Below are 18,865 nucleotides of genomic sequence, written 5' to 3'. Positions count from 1 at the left end.
CTTTCGGATGCAGGCAGCGTTGCCCCGCATGCGTTCCGTTACCCCCAAAGTCCGGCCGCAGCACCGGCCCGGGACGCACCTGAATTGGGCGTCGGCGGACCGGCAGTGCCTCGAAGACTACAGAACATTCAGGGCCGTGGATAGCCCAAACACAAACATTCTTCTTATCGTTGAATACGGTTGCCACTCCGTTTGCCATGGGCTGTGGATAACCCGCCATCCAGCGGTCCGCAGCCGCTTGCTAAGTGTCTGCGGACCGAGAATAGTGAGAAGCGGAAGCAGGGTTCTCCAGCCCGTCGGGGCCCACATCGCGGCCGGTGCGGGCGGAGGGCGCCGCTTCTGGCAGAATAGCCGCAACATAAGGCAGTATCGCGAGGAGGCGGCCCGATGGGCGCACAAGAGATGCATCCGGATCCGGAACAGGACCGGGCCGGAAATTCGGCTGCTCCGGTGGGAATTGTTGTGGGGGTGGATGGTTCCGACCACGGCCAGTGCGCTTTGGTGTGGGCTGCCCGGGAAGCCGAGCGCCGCCGTCGGCCGTTGCATATTGTCACCGCGTATTCAGTGCCGATCTTTGCGGCGTCCGGGCTGGACGGCGGGTACGCCACCGTGGATGATTCCGTGATCCGCGAGGGCGCTGAAGCAATCGTCAAGCAGGCGCTGGACAAGGTTTCCGGCTACAACATCGAAGTTGACGGCTCCGTGGAGAACGGCGACGCTTCAGGCGTGCTCCTGGAAATGTCCGAGACAGCGGATCTGCTGGTGTTCGGCACCCGCGGCCGCGGCGGATTTGTGGGACGCCTGCTGGGCTCGGTGAGCAGCGCCCTGCCGGCACACGCCAAGTGCCCCACGGTCACGGTGCCGCTGGTGTGTTCGGACCGGCTGGGCGAAACCACCGAAGACAAGCGCATCAGGGCCGAGCAGGCCAAGCCCGGGCACAAGCAGGTCGAGAACGTTGTGGTGGTGGGCGTGGACGGGTCCGAACAGGCACGCATCGCCGTGCTGGAGGCTGCGGACCAGGCTGAACGGCTCGGGGCAACCCTGCGCGTGATCTGTGCGGTGCCGCAGTTCAGCGGCTCCCTGGCCTGGGTTCCGGCCCCCATGGACCGCAAAGCCCTCTTCGATGACATCCGGGTCCAACTTAACGCCGGGATGGCCTGGCTCAAAAGCCATTACCCCAACCTTTCCGTGGAGTCGGAACTGCTGGACGGTTCGGCCGTGGATGTTCTCGTTGAGGCCAGCCGGCACGTAGAACTGGTGGTTGTGGGCACCCGGGGCCGTGGCGGGTTCACCGGCATGCTCCTGGGCTCCACGTCCGGCGGCGTGCTCCACCACGCCAAGAGCCCGGTCCTGGTGGTTCCGGACCGCGACGATCCGCGGCTGGCGGACCGGGCGCAGTTCGGACCGATCCCCGGCGCAGCCTGACCCATCACCTTCGCAGCAGGAGGCATGAAAATGCCTGACACCGGCAGTTCGTCTCCCATCCTCGGATTGGAGGCGGTAACCGCAGCAATGGTTCCCCTGGTGGGTGGCAAAGCGGCCAACCTGGGGGAGCTGCTCGCCGCCGGGCTGCCCGTGCCGGACGGTTTTTGCCTCACCACGGAGGCCTACCGCGAGGCGACCGCGGGCCACGCGCATCGAACGGACGGTCTGCTCGCCGACGTCCACACTGCTCTTCAGGCAACGCCCGACGGCGACCTCCCCGCCTTGGCTGCGCTGGCGTCCCGGGCCCGGGGTATTATCCAAAACGCCCCGGTCCCCACCGAGGTCGCCGCCGCCGTCGAACAGGCCTATGCAGCCCTGGGGGACAACGTTCCGGTGGCCGTCCGGTCCTCGGCCACTGCGGAAGACCTTCCGTCGGCGAGCTTCGCCGGCCAGCAGGACACTTACCTCAATGTGGTGGGTGCCGCCGCCGTCGTGGAAGCCGTGCGTGACTGTTGGGCCTCGCTCTGGACGGACCGGGCCGTCAGCTACCGGGCAAGCCGGGGGATTGACCCGGCAGCAGTGGCGCTCGCCGTGGTGGTCCAGCGGATGGTGGACGCCACTGCCGCCGGTGTGCTCTTCACGGCCAACCCGCTGACGGGCCGCCGGAAACAGGCCGTGATCGATGCCAGCCCGGGCTTGGGGGAAGCGGTAGTGTCCGGGGCCGTGAACCCGGACCATTTCGTCGTTGACCCACTCGCCGGGCGCGTGCTGGAACGCCGGCTTGGCGACAAACGGATCGCGGTCCGACCCATCCCCGGCGGCGGCACACGGACTCTGGCCATCAGCAACGGCGGGGCCGCGGCGTGCCTGACGGACAAGCAGGCCGCCGAGCTTGCAGCCTTAGGCCACCGGGTGGAGGGTCACTTTGGCTCGCCGCAGGACATTGAATGGGCCATTGCCGGCGATGGTCATTTCTGGCTGACCCAGTCGCGGCCCATCACCACACTGTTCCCCGTCCCGCAACGGGCGGCCGGGGTGGGCACTGCCGCCGGCGGGGCGGGCACGCGCGTTTACCTTTGCTTCAGCCTGGCGCAGGGCCTGACCCGCCCCATCACGCCCATGGGTCTGGCAGCCTTCCGGCTCATTGCCTCCTCGGTGGCCCGCGCGGCGCAGTTCGATGTGCCCGAGCCGCGCAAGGGTCCGTCCCCTTACGCAGTGGCGGCCCAACGGATCTACTTTGATCTGACCGCCGTAGCCCGCAGCACCACCGGCCGGCGGATCGTTCCCCGCGTCTTTGACGTGATGGAAGCTCGCTCGGCCACGGTGCTGCGCAGGGTTTTCGAGGACCCACGGTTTTCCGTGACGCGCAGGACGCCGCTGGGCTTGCTGCGGCACGTGGTCCCGGCGGCGGTGCATGCCAGGGTGCCGGAGACGCTGCTCCGGGCCGTTTTCCGCCCGGACGCGGCCCTCCGCAGGACCAACCGACGGGCGCGCGAGTTCGCTGGCTCCCTCGAACCGCCCGCCGGCCTCACCCCGCTGCAGCGCCTGGACCACGCTGAACACGTACTCGGCACGCGCATCTTCTCGGTGGTGCCGTCCATCCTGCCGCTTCCGGCTCTCGGGTTCGCTGCCCTGGCGCTCGCCGGAAAACTGCTGGGCGGCGGCCGGTGGGATGACCTGCAGGTTGTGCTCCGCGGGCTGCCTAACAACGTCACCACGGAGATGGACCTGGAGCTGTGGCGCCTCGCCCAGGTGATTAAGGACGACGGCGGTTCCCGCGCCGCCGTGACGGACCGGAAACCCGCCGAGCTGGCCGAAGACTTCCGCGCGGGCCAGCTGCCCGCGGTGCTGCAGTCCGGGCTGGCGCGGTTCATGGGCCAGTACGGTCACCGGGCGGTGGCCGAGATCGATGTCGGTATGCCGCGCTGGTCTGATGATCCCACCCATATCCTGGGTGTCCTGGCCAACTATCTCCGGCTTGAGGGTTCCGCGCTGGCGCCGGATGTCCAGTTCAGCAACGCCGCCGAGGAAGCGGACGCCTGCATTGGCCGCCTCGTCGCGGAGGCGCGGAGCCGCGGCCGGCTGCGCGGAACGGTGGTCCGGGCCGCGCTGCGTCGGGCCAGGCTATTCGCCGGACTGCGCGAGCTGCCCAAGTACCAGCTGGTGGTGGGCCTCGCCGAAGTGCGGAAGCAACTGGCCTTGGCCGGCGCGGCGCTGGCTGCGGCAGGGGTGGTAGCCGAGGCGGATGACATCTTCTTCCTGGACATGGATGAAGCCCGGACCGGCCTCGATTCGGGAGCAGCTGACCTCCGGGACCTGGTGGCGCAGCGGCGCGCGGACTACGCCGTGGAACTTGAACGGCGGCACATACCCCGGGTGCTGCTGTCGGACGGCACGGAGCCGGAAGCCATTCCATCCGGCGACGCTGTGACGGCATCCAAGGTGCCGGGGGCACTGAGCGGGAGCCCGGCGTCGGCCGGTGTTGTCACAGCGGCCGCCCGCGTGATCCTCGACCCGGTGGGTGCGCATCTGGAACCGGGAGAAATCCTGGTGGCGCCGTCCACGGACCCCGGCTGGACGCCGTTGTTCCTCACCGCGGGCGGACTGGTGATGGAGATGGGCGGACCCAATTCGCACGGGGCCGTGGTGGCGCGGGAGTACGGCATCCCGGCGGTGGTGGGCGTCCCGGACGCCACGCTCCGGCTCTTCACCGGGCAGGAAATAACGGTCGACGGCGGCGCCGGAACCGTGGTGCCGTCGTAGCCGGAGTGCCCCTCGGCCTGACTTCCAGAAGGGACGTGTGCGGCGGCGGTCCCCAGGCGTAACCTGAAGTATGGGCTCCAAGGATGAAGCGGGGCTGGCATGAAGCGCGCATGGCTGCGCTGGGTGCCTGCCGCAGCTGTACCTGCAGTGATCGCCGCCGGTGTGCTGGTGGGATCCATTCCGGCGCGGGCCGGCGATCCGCTGCCACAAAAGTCTCCGGCTGAGGTCCTGACCCTCCTGGGCCAGCACAACACCAAGTCATTCTCCGGAACAGTCCAGCAGTCCGCCGAGCTGGGCCTGCCCGAACTGCCGACCGCCGGTCCCAGCTCCGGACCGGTGTCGGCCGGCGGGGCCGCGTCGGTCCTGGAGTTCCTGACCGGTGAGCACACCGCCCGGATCTTTATGGACGGGCCAACCAAGATGCGGGTCCAAGTGATGGACCGGCTCGCTGAACGTGACGTCATCCGGCGCGACAACGACGTGTGGTTCTACAACTCCAAGGACAACACCGCCGCCCACCTGGCCCTGCCGGCGTTCGCCAGCGACCTGCCGCTGCCTGTGCCCGGAGTTCCCGCCCTGCCTGAACCTCCCGCACCGCCCGGCGACCTGCCGGGCCGGGACTTGCCCGGTCCGGACCTTCCGAAGCCCGACCTGCCCTTGCCCATCCTGCCCGGCGAGAACCTGCCCGGCCCGCCCGTAATGCCGACGCCCGAGGATCTGGCCCGGAAGTTCCTCGCCGTCGTGGACAACTCCACCGAGGTGACGGTGGGCCCGGACGTCGAAGTCGCCGGCCGGTCCGCTTACAGCCTGGCACTGGCGCCAAGGACGCAGGGAACACTGCTGGAGAAGGTTGTCATCGCCGTCGACGGCGAGACAGGAATGCCGCTGCGCGTAACTGTGATGGCACGCGGCCAGGCGGAACCGGCCTTTGAGGCCGGCTTCACCAGCCTGTCCCTGGCGGCCCCGGACGACTCGGTGTTTACTTTTGTTGCCCCGCCGGGCGCCACGGTCAAGGAGCTGAAGGTACCACCGCTCCCGCTCCAGCCCGGCATGCCAGCCCTCCCGCCCGCTCCCGGCGGGGTTACTCCCGGCGTAGTCCCGGACGCCGCGCCCGATCAGCAAGCCCCGGACCAGCCTGCCGCGCCGGGCCAGCCTACACCTCCGGATCAGGTTCCGCCGGATCAGTCCACCCGGCCGGAATGGCTCCCCGCCCCGGACAAGGTTCCCGGCAGCGACGCCAGCCTGCGGCACCGCGATGCACCCCGGCCAACGGTGACCGGCCGGGGCTGGGAAACGGTGATCGGGTTCCCCGCGGCACCCAACGGGCAAGGGGCTGCGTGGACTGAATCCTTGCTGAAAGATCCGCTCCTGTCCCAGGCCGCCGTCGTCGTTCCCGGCGGACGGCTCCTGTCCACGGCACTGGTCAACATCCTGCTGACCGACGACGGCAGGATCTTTGTGGGGATGGTCCCGGCGGAGCGGCTGCAGGCCGCCGCCGGCGCGGCGTGACCGCGGCCGGGGGGACGGCTGCCGCCGGGATAGCCGCCGCCCGGACCACTTCCGCAGGGAATGGGACAGCCGGGCTGACCATCGAGACCCAAGGCCTGACCAAGCGTTTCGGCCACCAGCTGGCGGTCGACAACGTGGACCTCGCAGTTCCCCACGGCGCCGTGTTCGGGTTCCTGGGCCCCAACGGGTCGGGCAAAACCACCACCATCAGGATGCTGCTGGGCCTTGCCGCGGCGTCGGCCGGAACCGTCAGCGTCCTGGGCCTGCAGATGCCGCAGCGGCTGCATGAGGTCCTGCCGCGCGTCGGTGCGCTGGTGGAGGGGCCGGCGTTTTATCCGTTCCTTTCCGGCACCGCCAACCTGCACCGCCTGGATGCCGCCAGCCGGCATGCGGCGCCCGCTACCAGGGCCGCCCGCGTTGCTGCCGCGCTTGAGCGCGTGGGCCTCTCACACGCCGCCGGCAAGCGGGTCCACGCCTACTCCCTGGGCATGAAGCAGCGGCTGGGGATCGCCAACGCGCTGCTGTCGCCGCGGGAACTGCTGGTGCTCGATGAGCCCACCAACGGGCTGGACCCGCAGGGAACGCGGGAAGTGCGGAGCCTGGTCCGGTCGCTGGCCGCCGACGGCGCCACCGTCTTCGTCTCCAGCCACCTCCTGGCAGAAGTGGAACAGATCTGCACGCACGCGGCCATCATGAGCGCCGGGCGGCTGGTGGCCCAGGGGCCGCTGGCGGAGCTCCGCCAGGCCGGCGAAACCCGGATCCGCCTGTTAACGCCCGACGCCGGGACGGCCAGTGAGGTCCTGCTGCGGTTGGGCATGTCCCCGGAAAGAAGCCCTGAGGCCGGAACACCTGAACCGGACGGGGACGTGCTGACCGCCGTCGCGGCTGCGTCCCGGCTGGAGGCCCCGGAGGACATTGTGGCGGAGCTCGTGTCGGCCGGGGTGCGCGTGCGGGGCTTTTCCGTTGAGCGGGAGAGCCTGGAGGAGCGCTTTGTGGCGCTGACGGGGGAGGGGTTCGACATTGCCCAATAGTGCTTCCGACGCCAGTAGTTTTCCTTCAGCCAGCAGCGTTCCTGATGCCCGCAGTGGTTCCGAAACCGGCAGTGGTTCCGGGCCCATGAGCGCTCCAGGTGCGCCGTCGAGCCTGTCCCTGCTGGCGTCTGAGCTGAAGACGCTGTTCCAGCGTCGCCGGACCGCGGCCATGCTGGTGGCCCTTGCCGCGATACCGGTGCTGATCGCCGTCGCCGTCCGGCTCTCGTCATCCGTTCCGCCCGGAAGGGGACCTGCCTTCTTGGACCGGATCAGCCAGAACGGGCTGTTTGTCGCGGTCACGGCGATGCTGGTGTCGGTGCCGCTGTTCCTGCCCCTGACCATTGGCGTCGTGGCGGGCGATACCATCGCCGGCGAGGCCAGCCTGGGCACGCTGCGGTACCTGTTGGTGGCGCCCGCCGGGCGCGTGCGCCTGCTGCTGGTGAAATACGCGGGAGCGCTGGCGTTCTGCCTGGCCGCCCCCGTCACGGTGGCCCTTGCCGGGGCGGCGATCGGAGCTTCGCTGTTCCCTGTTGGGCCGGTGACGCTCCTGTCCGGCGACGTCGTCCAGCCCCCTGAGGCCGCGCTGCGGCTGGTCCTGATTGCTGCCTACCTTGCGGTGTCCCTGGCCGGACTCTCGGCGATCGGCCTGTTCCTGTCCACCTTGACGGTGGTCCCGGTGGGCGCCATGGCTGCCACTGTGGTGCTGTCAGTCGTCTCGCAGGTCCTGGACCAATTGCCGCAGCTGGAATGGCTGCACCCTTGGCTGTTTACGCATTACTGGTTCGGCTTCGCGGACGTCCTGCGCCAACCGATGCTGTGGGACTCTTTTGCCAGCAACGCGCTGCTGCAGGCGGGCTACATCGCCGTCTTCGGGGCGCTCGCCTATGGCCGGTTCGTCACCAAGGACGTTCTGTCCTGAGGCTGAATGCCCTGAGCTTTCATGCCTGCGCCTTCCTCCTGGGGCCATTCCTCCCTGAGACTGGAGCGCTGCGCCTGGAATCCCGGGCCGGAGCCCAGGCCCGGTCAGTAGCGGGCTGCGTAAGGGTGGAGCTGCATCCCGGCCATCCAGCTCAACTGGGTCACGCCGATGCCCTCGTCCGGATTCAGCGCCTGCACCACCTGGCCGTTCCCCAGGTAGATCGCCACGTGATAGAAGCCCGGCGCTGAGCCCCAGACCAGCAGGTCTCCACGCCGCGCCTGGGAGATCGGCACGTGAACGGGAGCTGCCGCGTACTGCTGCGCAGCGGTGCGCGGCAGGTACTTGCCCGCGGCGGCGAACGCCGTTTGCACGAGGCCGGAGCAGTCAAAGCCGTTGGGGCCGGTCCCGCCGTACTGGTAGAAGTACGGCGCCCCCACCTTGGACATCGCCACGGAGATGGCAGTCTCGTTGGAACCGCCCGGCGATGGGGCTGGAGCCGGCGCGGGTGCTGGAGCCGGAGCTGGTGCAGGCGCGGGTGCCGGAGCCGGTGCAGGCGCGGGAGCTGGAGCTGGAGCGGGTGCAGGGGCGGGTGCTGGAGCCGGTGCTGGAACTGGAGCGGGAGCCGGCGCGGCCGGCAGGTTCCCGCCGGCGGCCGGTCCGGCGGCAGGCCGGTCTGCTGCTTGCGCCGCCGCAGCCCGATCAGCAGCCGCCGTCACCGCAGCGAGCCTGGCGTCCTCGCGCTGCCGGTCCAAGGCGTCAATGCGTGCCGATTCGAGGGCAACAGTGGTGTTCCGCAGCTGGGCGAGTTGATCCACGAGGATTGTCCGTTGCGCCGCGGCTTCGGCTACGGCCTTGGCCTGGGTGGCGTTGGCTTGTTCGGCCTCTTCCTTGCGGGCTTCGGCCTTCTGGGCGGCGTTATCGGAGGCCCGGTTGGCGTCGTCGGCGGCGGCCGTCAGGGACTGCGCCGCGGACGCTGCGGATGCGGCCGCTTCGAAGGCGCGGCTCCGGCTGGCCGAAATGGCTTGCAGCGTCGCGGCCTGATGCAGGGCTTCGGCGTTGCCGCTGACGAACGTGCCCAGCGTCGGGTTCAGCCCGCCGTTGCGGTAGAGGTCACCGGCGAGCTGGCCTACCTGCTTCCGGGTCCTGTCCTGCTCGTGCGTCGCAGCGGCGGCCTTGGCCGTGGCCGCTTCCGCCGTCATCCTGCGGTCCTGCAGTTCAACCAAGGCTTCGCCGTAGGCGTTGTTGGCCTGCAGCGACAAGGCAAACGTGGCTTGCTGGGCGCTGGTGGCGTCGGCCAGGAGGCGCTCGATGACGGCGACCTGATCCGCCGTCGCGCGTTCACTCGCCTTAGCCGTGGCAATGTCCCCCGGGGTGGGAAGTTCCGGCGACGCCGGGCGCTGGAGTGTTGGAGCCTGCGGTAGCGGCGCTGCCTGGGCGGGGAGGGTCAGGGTGCCGAAAAGTACGACGGCGGTGCACAGTACGGCGGCCTTCAGGCCGGATCCGGTCAAACCCATTCGCAGAACCTCGCACGCAGTAAGGCTGGGGGAGCGAGGTCTGGTGGCGGCACAAGGGGCCCCTCTGCTGATCTCCCAGCAGTCCGAGGCTACGTGAGCGTGTGCACTTTGGCAACACTGGTCACATCAATAACATAAACAACAAGAGTGCGATTCCGGCACATCTGGACCGGCGTGTCGGAGGCCGTCCCTGTGTCGTCCGCCGCAAGGGTCAGGCGTGCTGGCGCGATTCGTGCTCTGAGTGGCTGGCGGGTTCCAGCTGGAAAGTGCAGTGCTCGGTGTCAAAGTGGGAGCCCAGGCAGGTGGTGAGCTTGTCCAGGAGCTGGTCGGCGCCGCGGGCATTAAGGACGCCGTCCTCCACCACCACGTGGGCCGAAAACACCGGCACGCCGGACGTGATGGTCCAGATGTGGATGTCATGGACGTCGACTACTCCTTCAACGCTGAGGATGTGTTCGCGGATCATCTGCACCTCCACGCCTTTCGGGGTTGCCTCCAGGAGGACGTCCACCACATCCCGCAGCAGGCTCCAGGCCCGAGGCAGGATCATCAGGGCGATGAGCACGGAGGCGATCGTATCGGCGGCCTGGTAGCCGGTGAACATGATGACGAGGGCAGCAACGATGACAGCGACTGAGCCCAGCAGGTCACCCAGCACCTCAAGGTAGGCGCCCCGGACGTTCAGGCTGTCCTGGTGCGCGCCGCGCAGGATCAGCAGCGAAACGAGGTTGGCCACCGCGCCCAGGATAGCGGCGAAGAGCATGATGTCGGTGTGGACCTCGGGCGCCGAGCCGATCCGCCGGATGGCCTCGGTGAAGATGACCACCGAGATGACAATCAGGATCAGGGCGTTGGCCAGGGCGGCCAGGACCTCTGCACGCTGGTAGCCGTAGGTCCGCTGGTCACTCGCCGGGCGTCCGGCGATCCAGGCAGCCAGGAGCGCGATGGTCACGCCTGCCGCGTCGGAGAGCATGTGGCCAGCGTCCGCCAGCAGGGCCAATGATCCGGACAGTGCCGCGCCGATCACCTGGACCACCACCACCGCAAGGGTGATGGTCAGGACGGCGATGAGCCGTTTGCGGTGCCGTCCTGTTGCCGTGATCCCGTGTGTGTGGCTGTGGTCGTGTCCCATGCCTACAAGGCTAGTCCCAGCCGAGCTCGTGCAGCCGCCGGTCATCGATGCCGAAGTGGTGGGCGATCTCGTGGACCACCGTCACGGCCACTTCCTGGATCACCTCGTCGCGGGACCCGCAGATGTCCAGGATGGGTTGGCGGAAGATGGTGATCCGGTCCGGCAGCGAACCGGCGTCCCACCAGGAATCCCGCTCCGTCAAGGGAACACCCTCATAGAGGCCCAGCAGAACGGTGTCCGGGTCCTCGCCCGGGCCGGGCACGTAGTCGTCCTCGACAAACACCGCCACGTTGTCCATGGCGGCCGCAAGCTTGGCGGGGATCAGGCCCAGGGCATCCGTGACGGCGGCTTCGAAATCGTCAGCGGACATCTCAAACGGACCGGACTCTTGCGGGCCATCGGGGATGATGGGCAGGCCGGGCGGCAGGTTGACGGGCATAAGCAGACTCTAGTCCGCAGCCGGGTTGGCGCGCATACTGAATCCGATCCCTGACCGCCTGTGAGGAGCCGGATGTCCGTCCGCCATCGCGTTTTTGCCGCCATGTACGACACGTTGTCGGCCTCTGTAGAGCGCAGGGAGCTGTCTCCGCGCCGGGCGCGTCTGCTCTCCGCGCTGGCGGGAACAGTGGTGGACGTCGGCGCTGGCACCGGGGCCAACCTGCGGCACTTCCGCCATGCTGACCGCGTAATCCTTGTGGAACCGGATCCCTACATGCGGGCCAGATTGAGGGCACGTCTGGGGGAGTCGCCCGTTCCGGTGGAGGTTTCCGACGCTGATGCGGAGCACCTGCCCCTGCCGGACGGGACAGCTGACGCCGTCGTTTTCACCCTGGTGCTGTGCTCGGTGCCGGATCAGCGGCTTGCCCTGTTGGAGGCCCGCAGGGTGCTCAAACCCGGAGGTACCCTTGCGGTGCTGGAACATGTCCGCGGACAGGGCCGTGCGGCCCGCTGGCAGGACAGGCTGGACGGTCTGTGGGGCCGCTGCGTGGCGCCCGGGTGCCACCTCAACCGGAACACGGTGGCATCCATCGGCGAAGCCGGGTTCGAATTCACGGAAGTCAGCAGGTTGGAGGCTCCGGCTGTTGCCCTGGCCACGCCGATCATCGCGGGCACGGCAGTGAAGCGCTCCTGACGCTGAATGGACCGCTCCTACCGGGACCTGCGGCGCGTCAGGCCCACACCCACCAGGCAGACCACCCCGCCTACGAGGCCCAGCACGGCGGGGACTTCGCTGAGGACCAGCCAGGAGATCAGGATGGTGGTGCCCGGCACCAGGTAGGTGGTGGCCGCCAGTTTTCCGGCGTCAATCAGCGACAGCGCGTAGGCCCACGTGGTGAATGCAATGGCGGTGGGGAAGACGCCCAGATACACCAGGCCCAGTGTTGCCGGCAGCGGGGCGGACTGCAGTTCGGACACCAGCTGGCCGCTGAAGGGCAGGCAGCAGACCGCCCCCACCATGATGCCGAACCAGGTGGCCTGGCCCGCCGGGAACTTCCGCAACACCGGCTTCTGGATGATGACGCTGACGGCGGCGAGCACGGCGGCAAGGAGGCAGAGCAGCACGCCCGCCACATCCGCCGTCGAACGTTCCCCGGAACCTGAGCCGGATCCGAGCGCGATCAGCGCCACCCCGCCGAACGCCACCAGGCTCCCGATAATCAGCCAGCGCGGGAAGCCCTCCTTCAGGAAGAAACCGGCCATGATGGCAACGAGGATGGGGTTGACGTTGATCAGCAGCGCGGCGGTCCCGGCGTCCAGCAGGTGTTCCGCCGCGTTCAGGGCCACGTTGTAGCCGCCGAACCACATCACGCCGTACCCCAGGATGGGCCACCATTCGCGGCCTTGCGGCAGCCCTCTGCTCTTGGCCAGCTGCGGCAGCACCAGTGCACCGAGCACGACGGCGGCAACCGCCAGCCTGCCCAGGGTCAGGGATCCGGGGGAGAAGGTGGGGCCGATGGCCCGGATCCCCACGAACGCCGAAGCCCAGAGCACCACGGTGACCACCACGGCGGCGACGCCGAGCGCATTTGTTCGGCCAGGTGGTGGGCGAAGCGCCGTTGTTGTTGCTGCGCTGGGAGGGGTGCTTGAAGCCATGCTGCCAATCTATCCCCGGGGCGACGCCGGCAGCTGGCGGGAATCGGTCACGTCTAGTCGAGTTTCTGCCAATCCCGGGCCGACCACTCCAGCAGCTGCTCCAGGGGCCAGGTGGTCACAATGCGCTCCGCGGGAATGTTGTTATGCGCGGCGCGGGCAGCCCCGTACTGGAGGAAGTCGAGCTGGCCCGGAGCGTGGGCGTCGCTGTCGATCGAGAACAGGCAGCCGGCGTCGAGGGCCAGCTGGATCAGGTCATCCGGCGGGTCCTGCCGCTCGGGGCGGGAGTTGATTTCTACCGCCACGTTGGATTCCGCGCACGCCGCGAAGACCTCCCGGGCGTCGAAGTCCGATTGCGGCCGCGTGCCACGGGAGCCCTCCACCAGGCGTCCGGTGCAGTGGCCGAGCACGTTGGTCTGGGGGTTCTGGATGCCCTGGAGCATCCGCTGGGTCATCGTGTCGCGGTCCGCCCGAAGCTTGGAGTGGACGCTGGCCACCACAATATCCAGCCGTTCCAGCATGTCCGGCGACTGGTCCAGTTCGCCGGATTCCAGGATGTCCACCTCGATGCCGGTCAGGAGCCGGAATCCGTCCTTTTTGCCGTCAACTGCGGCGGCGGCGTTGACGGTAGCCACAACGTCGAGCTGTTCGGTCAGGCGCTCGGCGCTGAGCCCGTTGGCGATGGTCAGGTTCGGAGAGTGGTCTGTCAGGGCCAGGTACTCGCGGCCCAGCAGGCGCGCGGCGTCTGCCATGAGCTGGATGGGTGAGCCGCCGTCGGACCAATCGCTGTGACTGTGGAGGTCGCCGCGGAGTGCTGCGTGGAGCTCGGCCCCGCCGTCCGCCAGGGGCGCCGCGCTGCGCTGGCGAAGGCCCTCAAGGTACTCGGGCACCTCGCCGTCCACTGCCTGCCGGACCACCTGGTAGGTCCTGTCACCGATGCCCTTCATGCTCTTGAGCCTGCCGTCACGGGCCCGGGCCGTCACGTCGGAAGGGTCAAGCCCGGCGATGATCCCGGCCGCCTTCCGGAAAGCCTGGACCTTGAAGGCGGCAGCGCGTTCCCGTTCCAACCAGAAAGCAATTTCATTGAGCGCGGCGACGGCATCCATCTGTCCATCTTCGCCTGTATCGGCGGCTTCGGTCAGGTGTCTGGGAGCCGATTTTGAGTTATTCCCGCCGAGGCCCTATAGTTTTAGAGTCCAGTTCGGAGCAACTGCAAACGAAAGACTGAGAGCCTCGGCTCGAAGCCTTTTATTTTGTGCCGAACGGGTTCTGGCCCCCATCGTCTAGCGGCCTAGGACACCGCCCTTTCACGGCGGCGGCACGGGTTCGAATCCCGTTGGGGGTACGCAAGGAAGTGGTCTGGCAGGCTTAAAAGGTCTGGTAAGCTGGAAGCCTTGAAAAAAGCGGTAGCGATGCCGCGAAGCAAGAAAAATCAAGGCCCTGTAGCGCAGTTGGTTAGCGCGCCGCCCTGTCACGGCGGAGGTCGCGGGTTCAAGTCCCGTCAGGGTCGCTCTGATTGCCAGAAGAAATTCCGGCGGTCAAGGTGACATGTCACCTAGGCTCTGTAGCTCAGTTGGTAGAGCGTTCGACTGAAAATCGAAAGGTCACCGGATCGACGCCGGTCGGAGCCACCACTGGGAAGCATCAGTTCTTCGGAACTGGTGCTTTTCTTCTTTAACCCGGCAGCTGGTGGGGCCATCAGGATTCCGGGAATGCACCACGTTCTGGAACGCGTTTTGCGGTATTTGGCCAGCGACCACATGACCAATGCGTCACTGCGCAAGCGGTTTGGGCTGGGACCTGACAAGTCCTCGACTACCTCACAAATAATCAGCGCTGCCATCGAACAAGGACTCATCAAACAGGATGTGAGCTACGGCGTAGCGAAGAAGTACGCCCGATACATTCCCTCATGGGCCTAGCGATCGAATACGGCAAGTAGCCGCCAGCTCGCTCGTCGAGCGGCATGCGGACCCCGGGAAACATCAGTTCTTCCGAACTGGTGTTTTCTTCTTTAACCCCGGGCCATCGGCAACCCGGACCATCCATGCGGGCACCCCTGCGCACGCAGGAGATAGGGTTGGGAGCAATAGAAGGGGAGTGCCTGATGGAATACCAGAACCCACAACCCGATGCGGGCGTCGAGCGCCAGTTGGCTGCCAGCCACAATGCCGCCAGCCAGGCGCCCGTACCCGGGCATGGCCGCACCGTGATCGCTGAGACCGCCGTGGCAAAAGTTGCCGGCATTGCGGCCCGTGCCGTGCCCGGTGTCTATTCTTTGGGCTCGGCCCCGTCCCGGGCGCTGGGAGCCATCCGGGACGCCGTCGGCGGTTCGGACCATGCTGCAGGTGTCCGCGCAGAGGTCGGCGAGACACAGGTGGCAGTGGACATCAGCCTGGTGGCCTCCTACGGCACGCCCCTGCATTCCCTGGCCGATCAGGTCAGATCAGCCGTTTACCGCGCGGTCGAGGAACTCGTCGGCCTGCAGGTCATTGAAGTCAATGTCGAAGTAACCGATGTCTACGTGGCGCCGCCGGTGAAGGCCGGAGCCCCTGCCGTCGCCGAGAGGGAGGCACTGCTGTGAATCTGACCGTTGTGGGGATCGCCATGGGCGCCTTCGTGGCGTTTATGTCCTTCCAGTTCGGGCTGTGGGGCTTCCTGGTCTCGCTCCTCTTTATGGCCATCGGCGCCCTCCTGGGCCGCGCTGCGGAAGGGAAACTGGACCTGCGCGGCGTCTTGGATGCCATCATCGGCCGGCGCTCCTCGTCATGACGTCAGTGGCACCTTCCGTCCCCGGGCAGGTCCTGAGCGGACACAACCGCATCAGCACGCAGGCCCTGACCAGCCTTGCCAGGACGGCGGCCGCGGAGGCCCTCGGTGTGGATCCCCACGATGTCCGGGCGGACTGGACGGACGACGACGGCCTGCTGGCTTTGTCGCTGGTGTCACCTATCAGGATCCCGCCGCTGGCCACCGTGCTCAGGGACGCAGGCCGGGTCGCCGCGTTCGGCGGATCCATTTGGGACCGGACGGTCGATGCTAAAGCCAGGATCCTTTCGACGGTCACGGCCCTCAGCGGCGCCCGTCTGAGCAGGGTAGATATCCGTATCAGTGGCGTTAAGCCGATCGAGGGAGGCAGGGTCCAGTGAGCGGCGGATCAGTTGACGGGGACCTGGCGGATTCGAGGCCAGCAAGCCGCGCCCGGGCCCAGGCGCAACCTGATATGCGCAGGGTCGTCTACCGGGAAACGCATTCCACCCGGGCAGCGGTGGCAACAATGGCGGCTGTCCTGGTGATGGGGCTGGCCGGCTACGGTCTTCTCGAAGCGGCCGTGCACGCCATTGGACAGCCGGCCTGGCTGATCGAACCACAGCTGGCGGCGGAGCGCATCGTTGCCCTGCCGGCGGGTATCCCGCCGTTGCTACTCGGTGCCAGTGGCGCCGTCGTCGCCATGGTGGGACTGTTTTTCCTACTCAACGCCATCCTGCCGGGACGACTCGCCCGGCACGTGCTGAACGGCACCGGATCTTCGTCCGCTGTGGTGGTCGATGACGAAGTCATCGCCTCCGCCCTGGCGCGCAGCGCACGGCTCGCCGCCAATGTCACCCCGGAACAGGTCATGGTGGTGGTGTCCCGGCGGCAGGTCATCGTGAACGTGCGCCCCACGTCAGGGGTTCCCGTGGCCGAAGCGATGGTATTGGCCGCGGTCCAGGCCGAACTCAGCGGGATGTCACTGGTCCCGTTGCCTGACGTCCGCGTCAACATTTCCACCGTAGGAGTAATTGGAGCATGACGGCCACACCCTCGCTCCTCAACAGGATCCTGCTGGGCCTCCTCGGTCTCAAGCTGCTCGCCGTGGGCATCCTGCTCGTCCTGCTGGCCACGGTTCCGCCCGTGGGAACCTGGTGGCATGCCTGGTCCGGCGCGGCCTGGCGCAGCGTCAACCAGTCCTTCGACAACACCCGCTTTCCGGGACGTCCGGAAAGCTGGCTCTGGATTGTGATGGCGCTTGCCCTGGTGGTTCTGATCGGCCTGATGGTTGCCTGGATCGCGCAGCAGGGCAAAGGCCGGAGCAACCTGCTGGTGGCCGAGTACGATCCCGGGACAGTGGCCGGGGATGTGCGGATCAGCGGGGGAGTAGCCGAGCAGGCGTTGAAGCACGCCTTGGCTGAACGGCCCGACCTGGCGGGTGCCACGGTGGCAACCTACGATGTCCAGGGCAGCCCCGCCTTGAAAATCCGGCTCCAGCCGCGCCAGGGCGTGGCGCCGCACCTTCTGGCGGCCGAGGTCTCTGCCCTGGTGGACGCCCTGGACCAAGTCGTGGGCAAGCAGACGCCGGTCCTGATCCACATCGGTGCCGGGGCCAGGACACGGTTCAGCCGGGCCGAACGCGTCCGTTAGCTGCTCTGAAGGGGACGACCCATAGGGCATGGATGCCCTCCGCGTCATGTCAAGGTGGCCAAGTGACCCGAAACGACCCTGTTGGTGAATGGTGCGCGCTTCCTGGCCGTAAGGTGATGCGGGGACAGCTGGTCATCCCTGCCCGGCGGTCCTCGCCTGGCGGAGGGTCTCACCGGCCGGCTGGAATGCCGGTCAACTAAAGGAGAACAACATGAGCGAAGAAGTAACCGGCACCGAAGCACCCAAACACGGAATCGAAGGCGCTGCTGAAAAGGCCAGGAAGTTCGCCGGCGAAGCCATTGACAACGTCAAGCAGTTCGTCAAGAGCCTCGGCGCCAGAATCGCGGGATTGTTCAAGGGCGGCAAGTAGGCCAAATCAGTGGGGCATGCCCCAAAAAGGCCTTATCGGGCGCCGCGCTCCCCAGGGAGCGCGGCGCCCATTCCTTTGTGCAGCCTGCGGGCATGAGAACACTGAGTCGAGGGCATCTTAGCGCCTCGAACGACAACGCTGCGGCGTCAAACGCCCGTGGACTGGGCCTAGATATCTTTTCGGACACAACCGCATGTAAACGCTTGCATTCCTTGCCGGAGCCTGATTAGTGTGTGATTCACACCACGTGAAGATGTCGGTCACCTTAGTCTCACCTGTTGAAGTTCTGTAACTCACCGAGGAGTCCTCAGCATGAAAAACCGCAAATACCTGCTTCCGGTTGCTGCCACCGGAATTCTGGCGCTGTCCCTGACGGCATGTAGTCCCGGCGGTGGCGGTGGCGGCACCACCACCGGCAGCGACTGTTCTGCCTACGAGAGTTACGGCAAGCACGACGGCAAGACCGTCTCCGTCTACTCCACCATCGTGGACATCGAAGCTACCAACCTGGAAACCGCCTGGGCAACGTTTGAGGAATGCACCGGCGCAACCATCAAATACGAGGGCAGCAAGGAATTCGAGACCCAGATCGGTGTCCGGGCCAAGGCAGGAAACGCCCCGGACCTCGCCATCTTCCCGCAGCCAGGCCTCCTGGCCGATCAGGCCAAGGCAGGCGGCCTGAAGCCGGCTCCGAAGGCAGTCTCGGATCTTGTGGACAAGAACTGGTCCGCTGACTGGAAGAAGTACGGCACGGTGGACGGGACCTTCTACGCGGCACCGATGCTCGCGAACGTCAAGGGTTACGTCTGGTACGCCCCGAATACGTTCAAGGACAAGGGCTGGGAAGTTCCAAAGACCTGGGACGAAATGATGACACTGTCGTCGAAGATCGCTGATGACGGCGCCATGAAGCCCTGGTGTGCAGGTTTCGAATCCGGCGAAGCGACCGGCTGGCCCGGCACCGACTGGGTCGAGGACGTTGTCCTCCGCGCCCAGGGCCCCGAAGTGTATGACCAGTGGGTGACCCATGAGATCCCCTTCAACGATCCCAAGATCGTGGATGCCATGAACAAGACCGGCGAGATCCTCCTTGACTCTAAGTACGTCAACGGCGGCTTCGGCGATGTGCGCTCCATCCTGACAACAGGCTTCGCGCAGGCAGGTCAGCCTGTCCTCGATGGCCAGTGCGCCATGCACCACCAGGCCAACTTCCAGGCAGCCAACTGGCCGGAAGGGACCGTTGTGGCTCCCGAGGGCGACGTCTGGGCCTTCATGACGCCTCCCGTTGACGCCAGCAAGGGCCAGGCAATCACCGGCGGCGGCGAGATGGTGGGCGCTTACAAGGACACCCCCGAGGTCCAGGCATTCCAGGCCTACCTGGCCAGTGCCGAGTTCGCCAACAACCGCGTCAAACTCGGCGGCAGCATCAGCGCCAACAAGGGCCTTGACCCGGCAAACGCACAGACGGAACTCGACAAGCAGTCCATCGCCCTGCTCCAGGATCCGGACACCGTCTTCCGCTTCGACGGCTCTGACCTGATGCCCGGCGCCGTAGGCTCCAACTCCTTCTGGAAGGGCATCGTTGCATGGATCAACGGCACTCCCGCCCAGCAGGTTGCCGACAGCATCGAAGGCAGCTGGCCTAAGAGCTAACCTCCTCGCATCGCGCCCTTGGGACAACAAGTCCCAAGGGCGCAATGTTGATACCGA

General features: G+C 67.1%; 19 protein-coding genes and 3 tRNA genes. 17 read left to right on the top strand and 5 right to left on the bottom strand.

Annotation, left to right across the window (positions count from 1 at the left end; translation table 11 throughout):
* The first annotated feature begins 387 nt into the window (after positions 1 to 387).
* The 5 genes from NG696_RS12875 to NG696_RS12855 all read left to right on the top strand — a co-directional run bounded on the left by NG696_RS12875 (position 388) and on the right by NG696_RS12855 (position 7,647).
* Positions 388 to 1,425 (top strand): universal stress protein, encoded by a 1,038-nt coding sequence (locus NG696_RS12875; protein WP_104063147.1) that lies wholly within the window; start codon positions 388 to 390, stop codon positions 1,423 to 1,425.
* A 30-nt stretch (positions 1,426 to 1,455) separates the two neighbouring features.
* Positions 1,456 to 4,188: a PEP/pyruvate-binding domain-containing protein gene (locus NG696_RS12870; RefSeq protein WP_252575677.1), complete on the top strand. Its 2,733-nt coding sequence runs from the start codon at positions 1,456 to 1,458 to the stop codon at positions 4,186 to 4,188.
* Between the two features lie 99 nt (positions 4,189 to 4,287).
* Positions 4,288 to 5,697, top strand: coding sequence for a LolA family protein (locus NG696_RS12865; protein ID WP_252575675.1), 1,410 nt, complete (start codon positions 4,288 to 4,290; stop codon positions 5,695 to 5,697).
* Positions 5,698 to 5,771: 74 nt separating this feature from the next.
* Complete coding sequence (locus NG696_RS12860) at positions 5,772 to 6,728, top strand: ABC transporter ATP-binding protein (RefSeq protein WP_252568368.1); 957 nt, start codon at positions 5,772 to 5,774, stop codon at positions 6,726 to 6,728.
* An 85-nt stretch (positions 6,729 to 6,813) separates the two neighbouring features.
* Positions 6,814 to 7,647 (top strand): ABC transporter permease, encoded by an 834-nt coding sequence (locus NG696_RS12855; RefSeq protein WP_252568301.1) that lies wholly within the window; start codon positions 6,814 to 6,816, stop codon positions 7,645 to 7,647.
* A 104-nt stretch (positions 7,648 to 7,751) separates the two neighbouring features.
* Here the strand turns inward: NG696_RS12855 and NG696_RS12850 are convergent, their stop codons facing one another.
* The 3 genes from NG696_RS12850 to NG696_RS12840 all read right to left on the bottom strand — a co-directional run bounded on the left by NG696_RS12850 (position 7,752) and on the right by NG696_RS12840 (position 10,732).
* Positions 7,752 to 9,161 carry a C40 family peptidase gene (locus NG696_RS12850; RefSeq protein ID WP_252575673.1) on the bottom strand — a complete coding sequence of 470 codons (1,410 nt, stop codon included), beginning with the start codon at positions 9,159 to 9,161 and terminating at the stop codon, positions 7,752 to 7,754.
* 211 nt (positions 9,162 to 9,372) lie between these two features.
* On the bottom strand, positions 9,373 to 10,293 hold the full coding sequence (locus NG696_RS12845) for a cation diffusion facilitator family transporter (protein ID WP_252575671.1): 921 nt from the start codon (positions 10,291 to 10,293) through the stop codon (positions 9,373 to 9,375).
* A gap of 10 nt (positions 10,294 to 10,303) precedes the next feature.
* Complete coding sequence (locus tag NG696_RS12840; protein ID WP_056348808.1) at positions 10,304 to 10,732, bottom strand: metallopeptidase family protein; 429 nt, start codon at positions 10,730 to 10,732, stop codon at positions 10,304 to 10,306.
* A gap of 72 nt (positions 10,733 to 10,804) precedes the next feature.
* On the opposite strand from NG696_RS12840, the gene NG696_RS12835 reads away from it, so the two are divergent.
* The gene (locus tag NG696_RS12835) at positions 10,805 to 11,425 is read left to right on the top strand and encodes a class I SAM-dependent methyltransferase (RefSeq protein WP_252568309.1); all 621 of its coding nucleotides are present in this window, start codon (positions 10,805 to 10,807) and stop codon (positions 11,423 to 11,425) included.
* Between the two features lie 17 nt (positions 11,426 to 11,442).
* Here NG696_RS12835 and NG696_RS12830 read toward each other — a convergent pair whose 3' ends face one another.
* Both NG696_RS12830 and NG696_RS12825 read right to left on the bottom strand, forming a co-directional pair.
* Positions 11,443 to 12,387, bottom strand: coding sequence for a DMT family transporter (locus tag NG696_RS12830; RefSeq protein WP_252568311.1), 945 nt, complete (start codon positions 12,385 to 12,387; stop codon positions 11,443 to 11,445).
* 53 nt (positions 12,388 to 12,440) lie between these two features.
* The gene (locus tag NG696_RS12825) at positions 12,441 to 13,490 is read right to left on the bottom strand and encodes a PHP domain-containing protein (RefSeq protein ID WP_252568313.1); all 1,050 of its coding nucleotides are present in this window, start codon (positions 13,488 to 13,490) and stop codon (positions 12,441 to 12,443) included.
* A gap of 166 nt (positions 13,491 to 13,656) precedes the next feature.
* Here NG696_RS12825 and NG696_RS12820 point away from each other — a divergent pair.
* The 11 genes from NG696_RS12820 (at position 13,657) to NG696_RS12770 (ending at position 18,808) form a co-directional block, all read left to right on the top strand.
* Positions 13,657 to 13,729: transfer RNA gene (locus NG696_RS12820), tRNA-Glu, on the top strand.
* 91 nt (positions 13,730 to 13,820) lie between these two features.
* Positions 13,821 to 13,894, top strand: a tRNA-Asp gene (locus NG696_RS12815).
* Between the two features lie 48 nt (positions 13,895 to 13,942).
* A tRNA-Phe gene (locus NG696_RS12810) sits at positions 13,943 to 14,018 on the top strand.
* Between the two features lie 78 nt (positions 14,019 to 14,096).
* Positions 14,097 to 14,306 carry a hypothetical protein gene (locus tag NG696_RS12805; protein ID WP_252575669.1) on the top strand — a complete coding sequence of 70 codons (210 nt, stop codon included), beginning with the start codon at positions 14,097 to 14,099 and terminating at the stop codon, positions 14,304 to 14,306.
* 185 nt (positions 14,307 to 14,491) lie between these two features.
* Positions 14,492 to 14,968, top strand: coding sequence for an Asp23/Gls24 family envelope stress response protein (locus NG696_RS12800; RefSeq protein ID WP_252575736.1), 477 nt, complete (start codon positions 14,492 to 14,494; stop codon positions 14,966 to 14,968).
* Positions 14,965 to 15,156, top strand: coding sequence for a hypothetical protein (locus NG696_RS12795; protein WP_111907359.1), 192 nt, complete (start codon positions 14,965 to 14,967; stop codon positions 15,154 to 15,156). Before NG696_RS12800 ends, NG696_RS12795 begins: the two co-directional genes overlap by 4 nt.
* A complete protein-coding gene (locus tag NG696_RS12790) occupies positions 15,153 to 15,533 on the top strand; it encodes a hypothetical protein (RefSeq protein WP_252575668.1) in 381 nt (126 codons plus the stop codon). The genes NG696_RS12795 and NG696_RS12790 overlap by 4 nt, the downstream gene beginning before the upstream one ends.
* Before the next feature lie 74 nt (positions 15,534 to 15,607).
* Positions 15,608 to 16,177 carry a DUF6286 domain-containing protein gene (locus tag NG696_RS12785; protein WP_252575734.1) on the top strand — a complete coding sequence of 190 codons (570 nt, stop codon included), beginning with the start codon at positions 15,608 to 15,610 and terminating at the stop codon, positions 16,175 to 16,177.
* Positions 16,174 to 16,785, top strand: coding sequence for a hypothetical protein (locus NG696_RS12780; RefSeq protein WP_252575666.1), 612 nt, complete (start codon positions 16,174 to 16,176; stop codon positions 16,783 to 16,785). The genes NG696_RS12785 and NG696_RS12780 overlap by 4 nt, the downstream gene beginning before the upstream one ends.
* Positions 16,786 to 16,996: 211 nt before the next feature.
* Positions 16,997 to 17,155: a hypothetical protein gene (locus NG696_RS12775; protein ID WP_156380383.1), complete on the top strand. Its 159-nt coding sequence runs from the start codon at positions 16,997 to 16,999 to the stop codon at positions 17,153 to 17,155.
* A 312-nt stretch (positions 17,156 to 17,467) separates the two neighbouring features.
* The gene (locus tag NG696_RS12770) at positions 17,468 to 18,808 is read left to right on the top strand and encodes an ABC transporter substrate-binding protein (RefSeq protein ID WP_252575664.1); all 1,341 of its coding nucleotides are present in this window, start codon (positions 17,468 to 17,470) and stop codon (positions 18,806 to 18,808) included.
* Positions 18,809 to 18,865: the final 57 nt, after the last annotated feature.

The organism is Pseudarthrobacter cellobiosi, from assembly GCF_023913755.1.
In the GTDB taxonomy this organism is placed as follows: Bacteria; Actinomycetota; Actinomycetes; order Actinomycetales; family Micrococcaceae; genus Arthrobacter; species Arthrobacter cellobiosi.
This window is presented reverse-complemented; position numbering and strand designations above follow the sequence as displayed.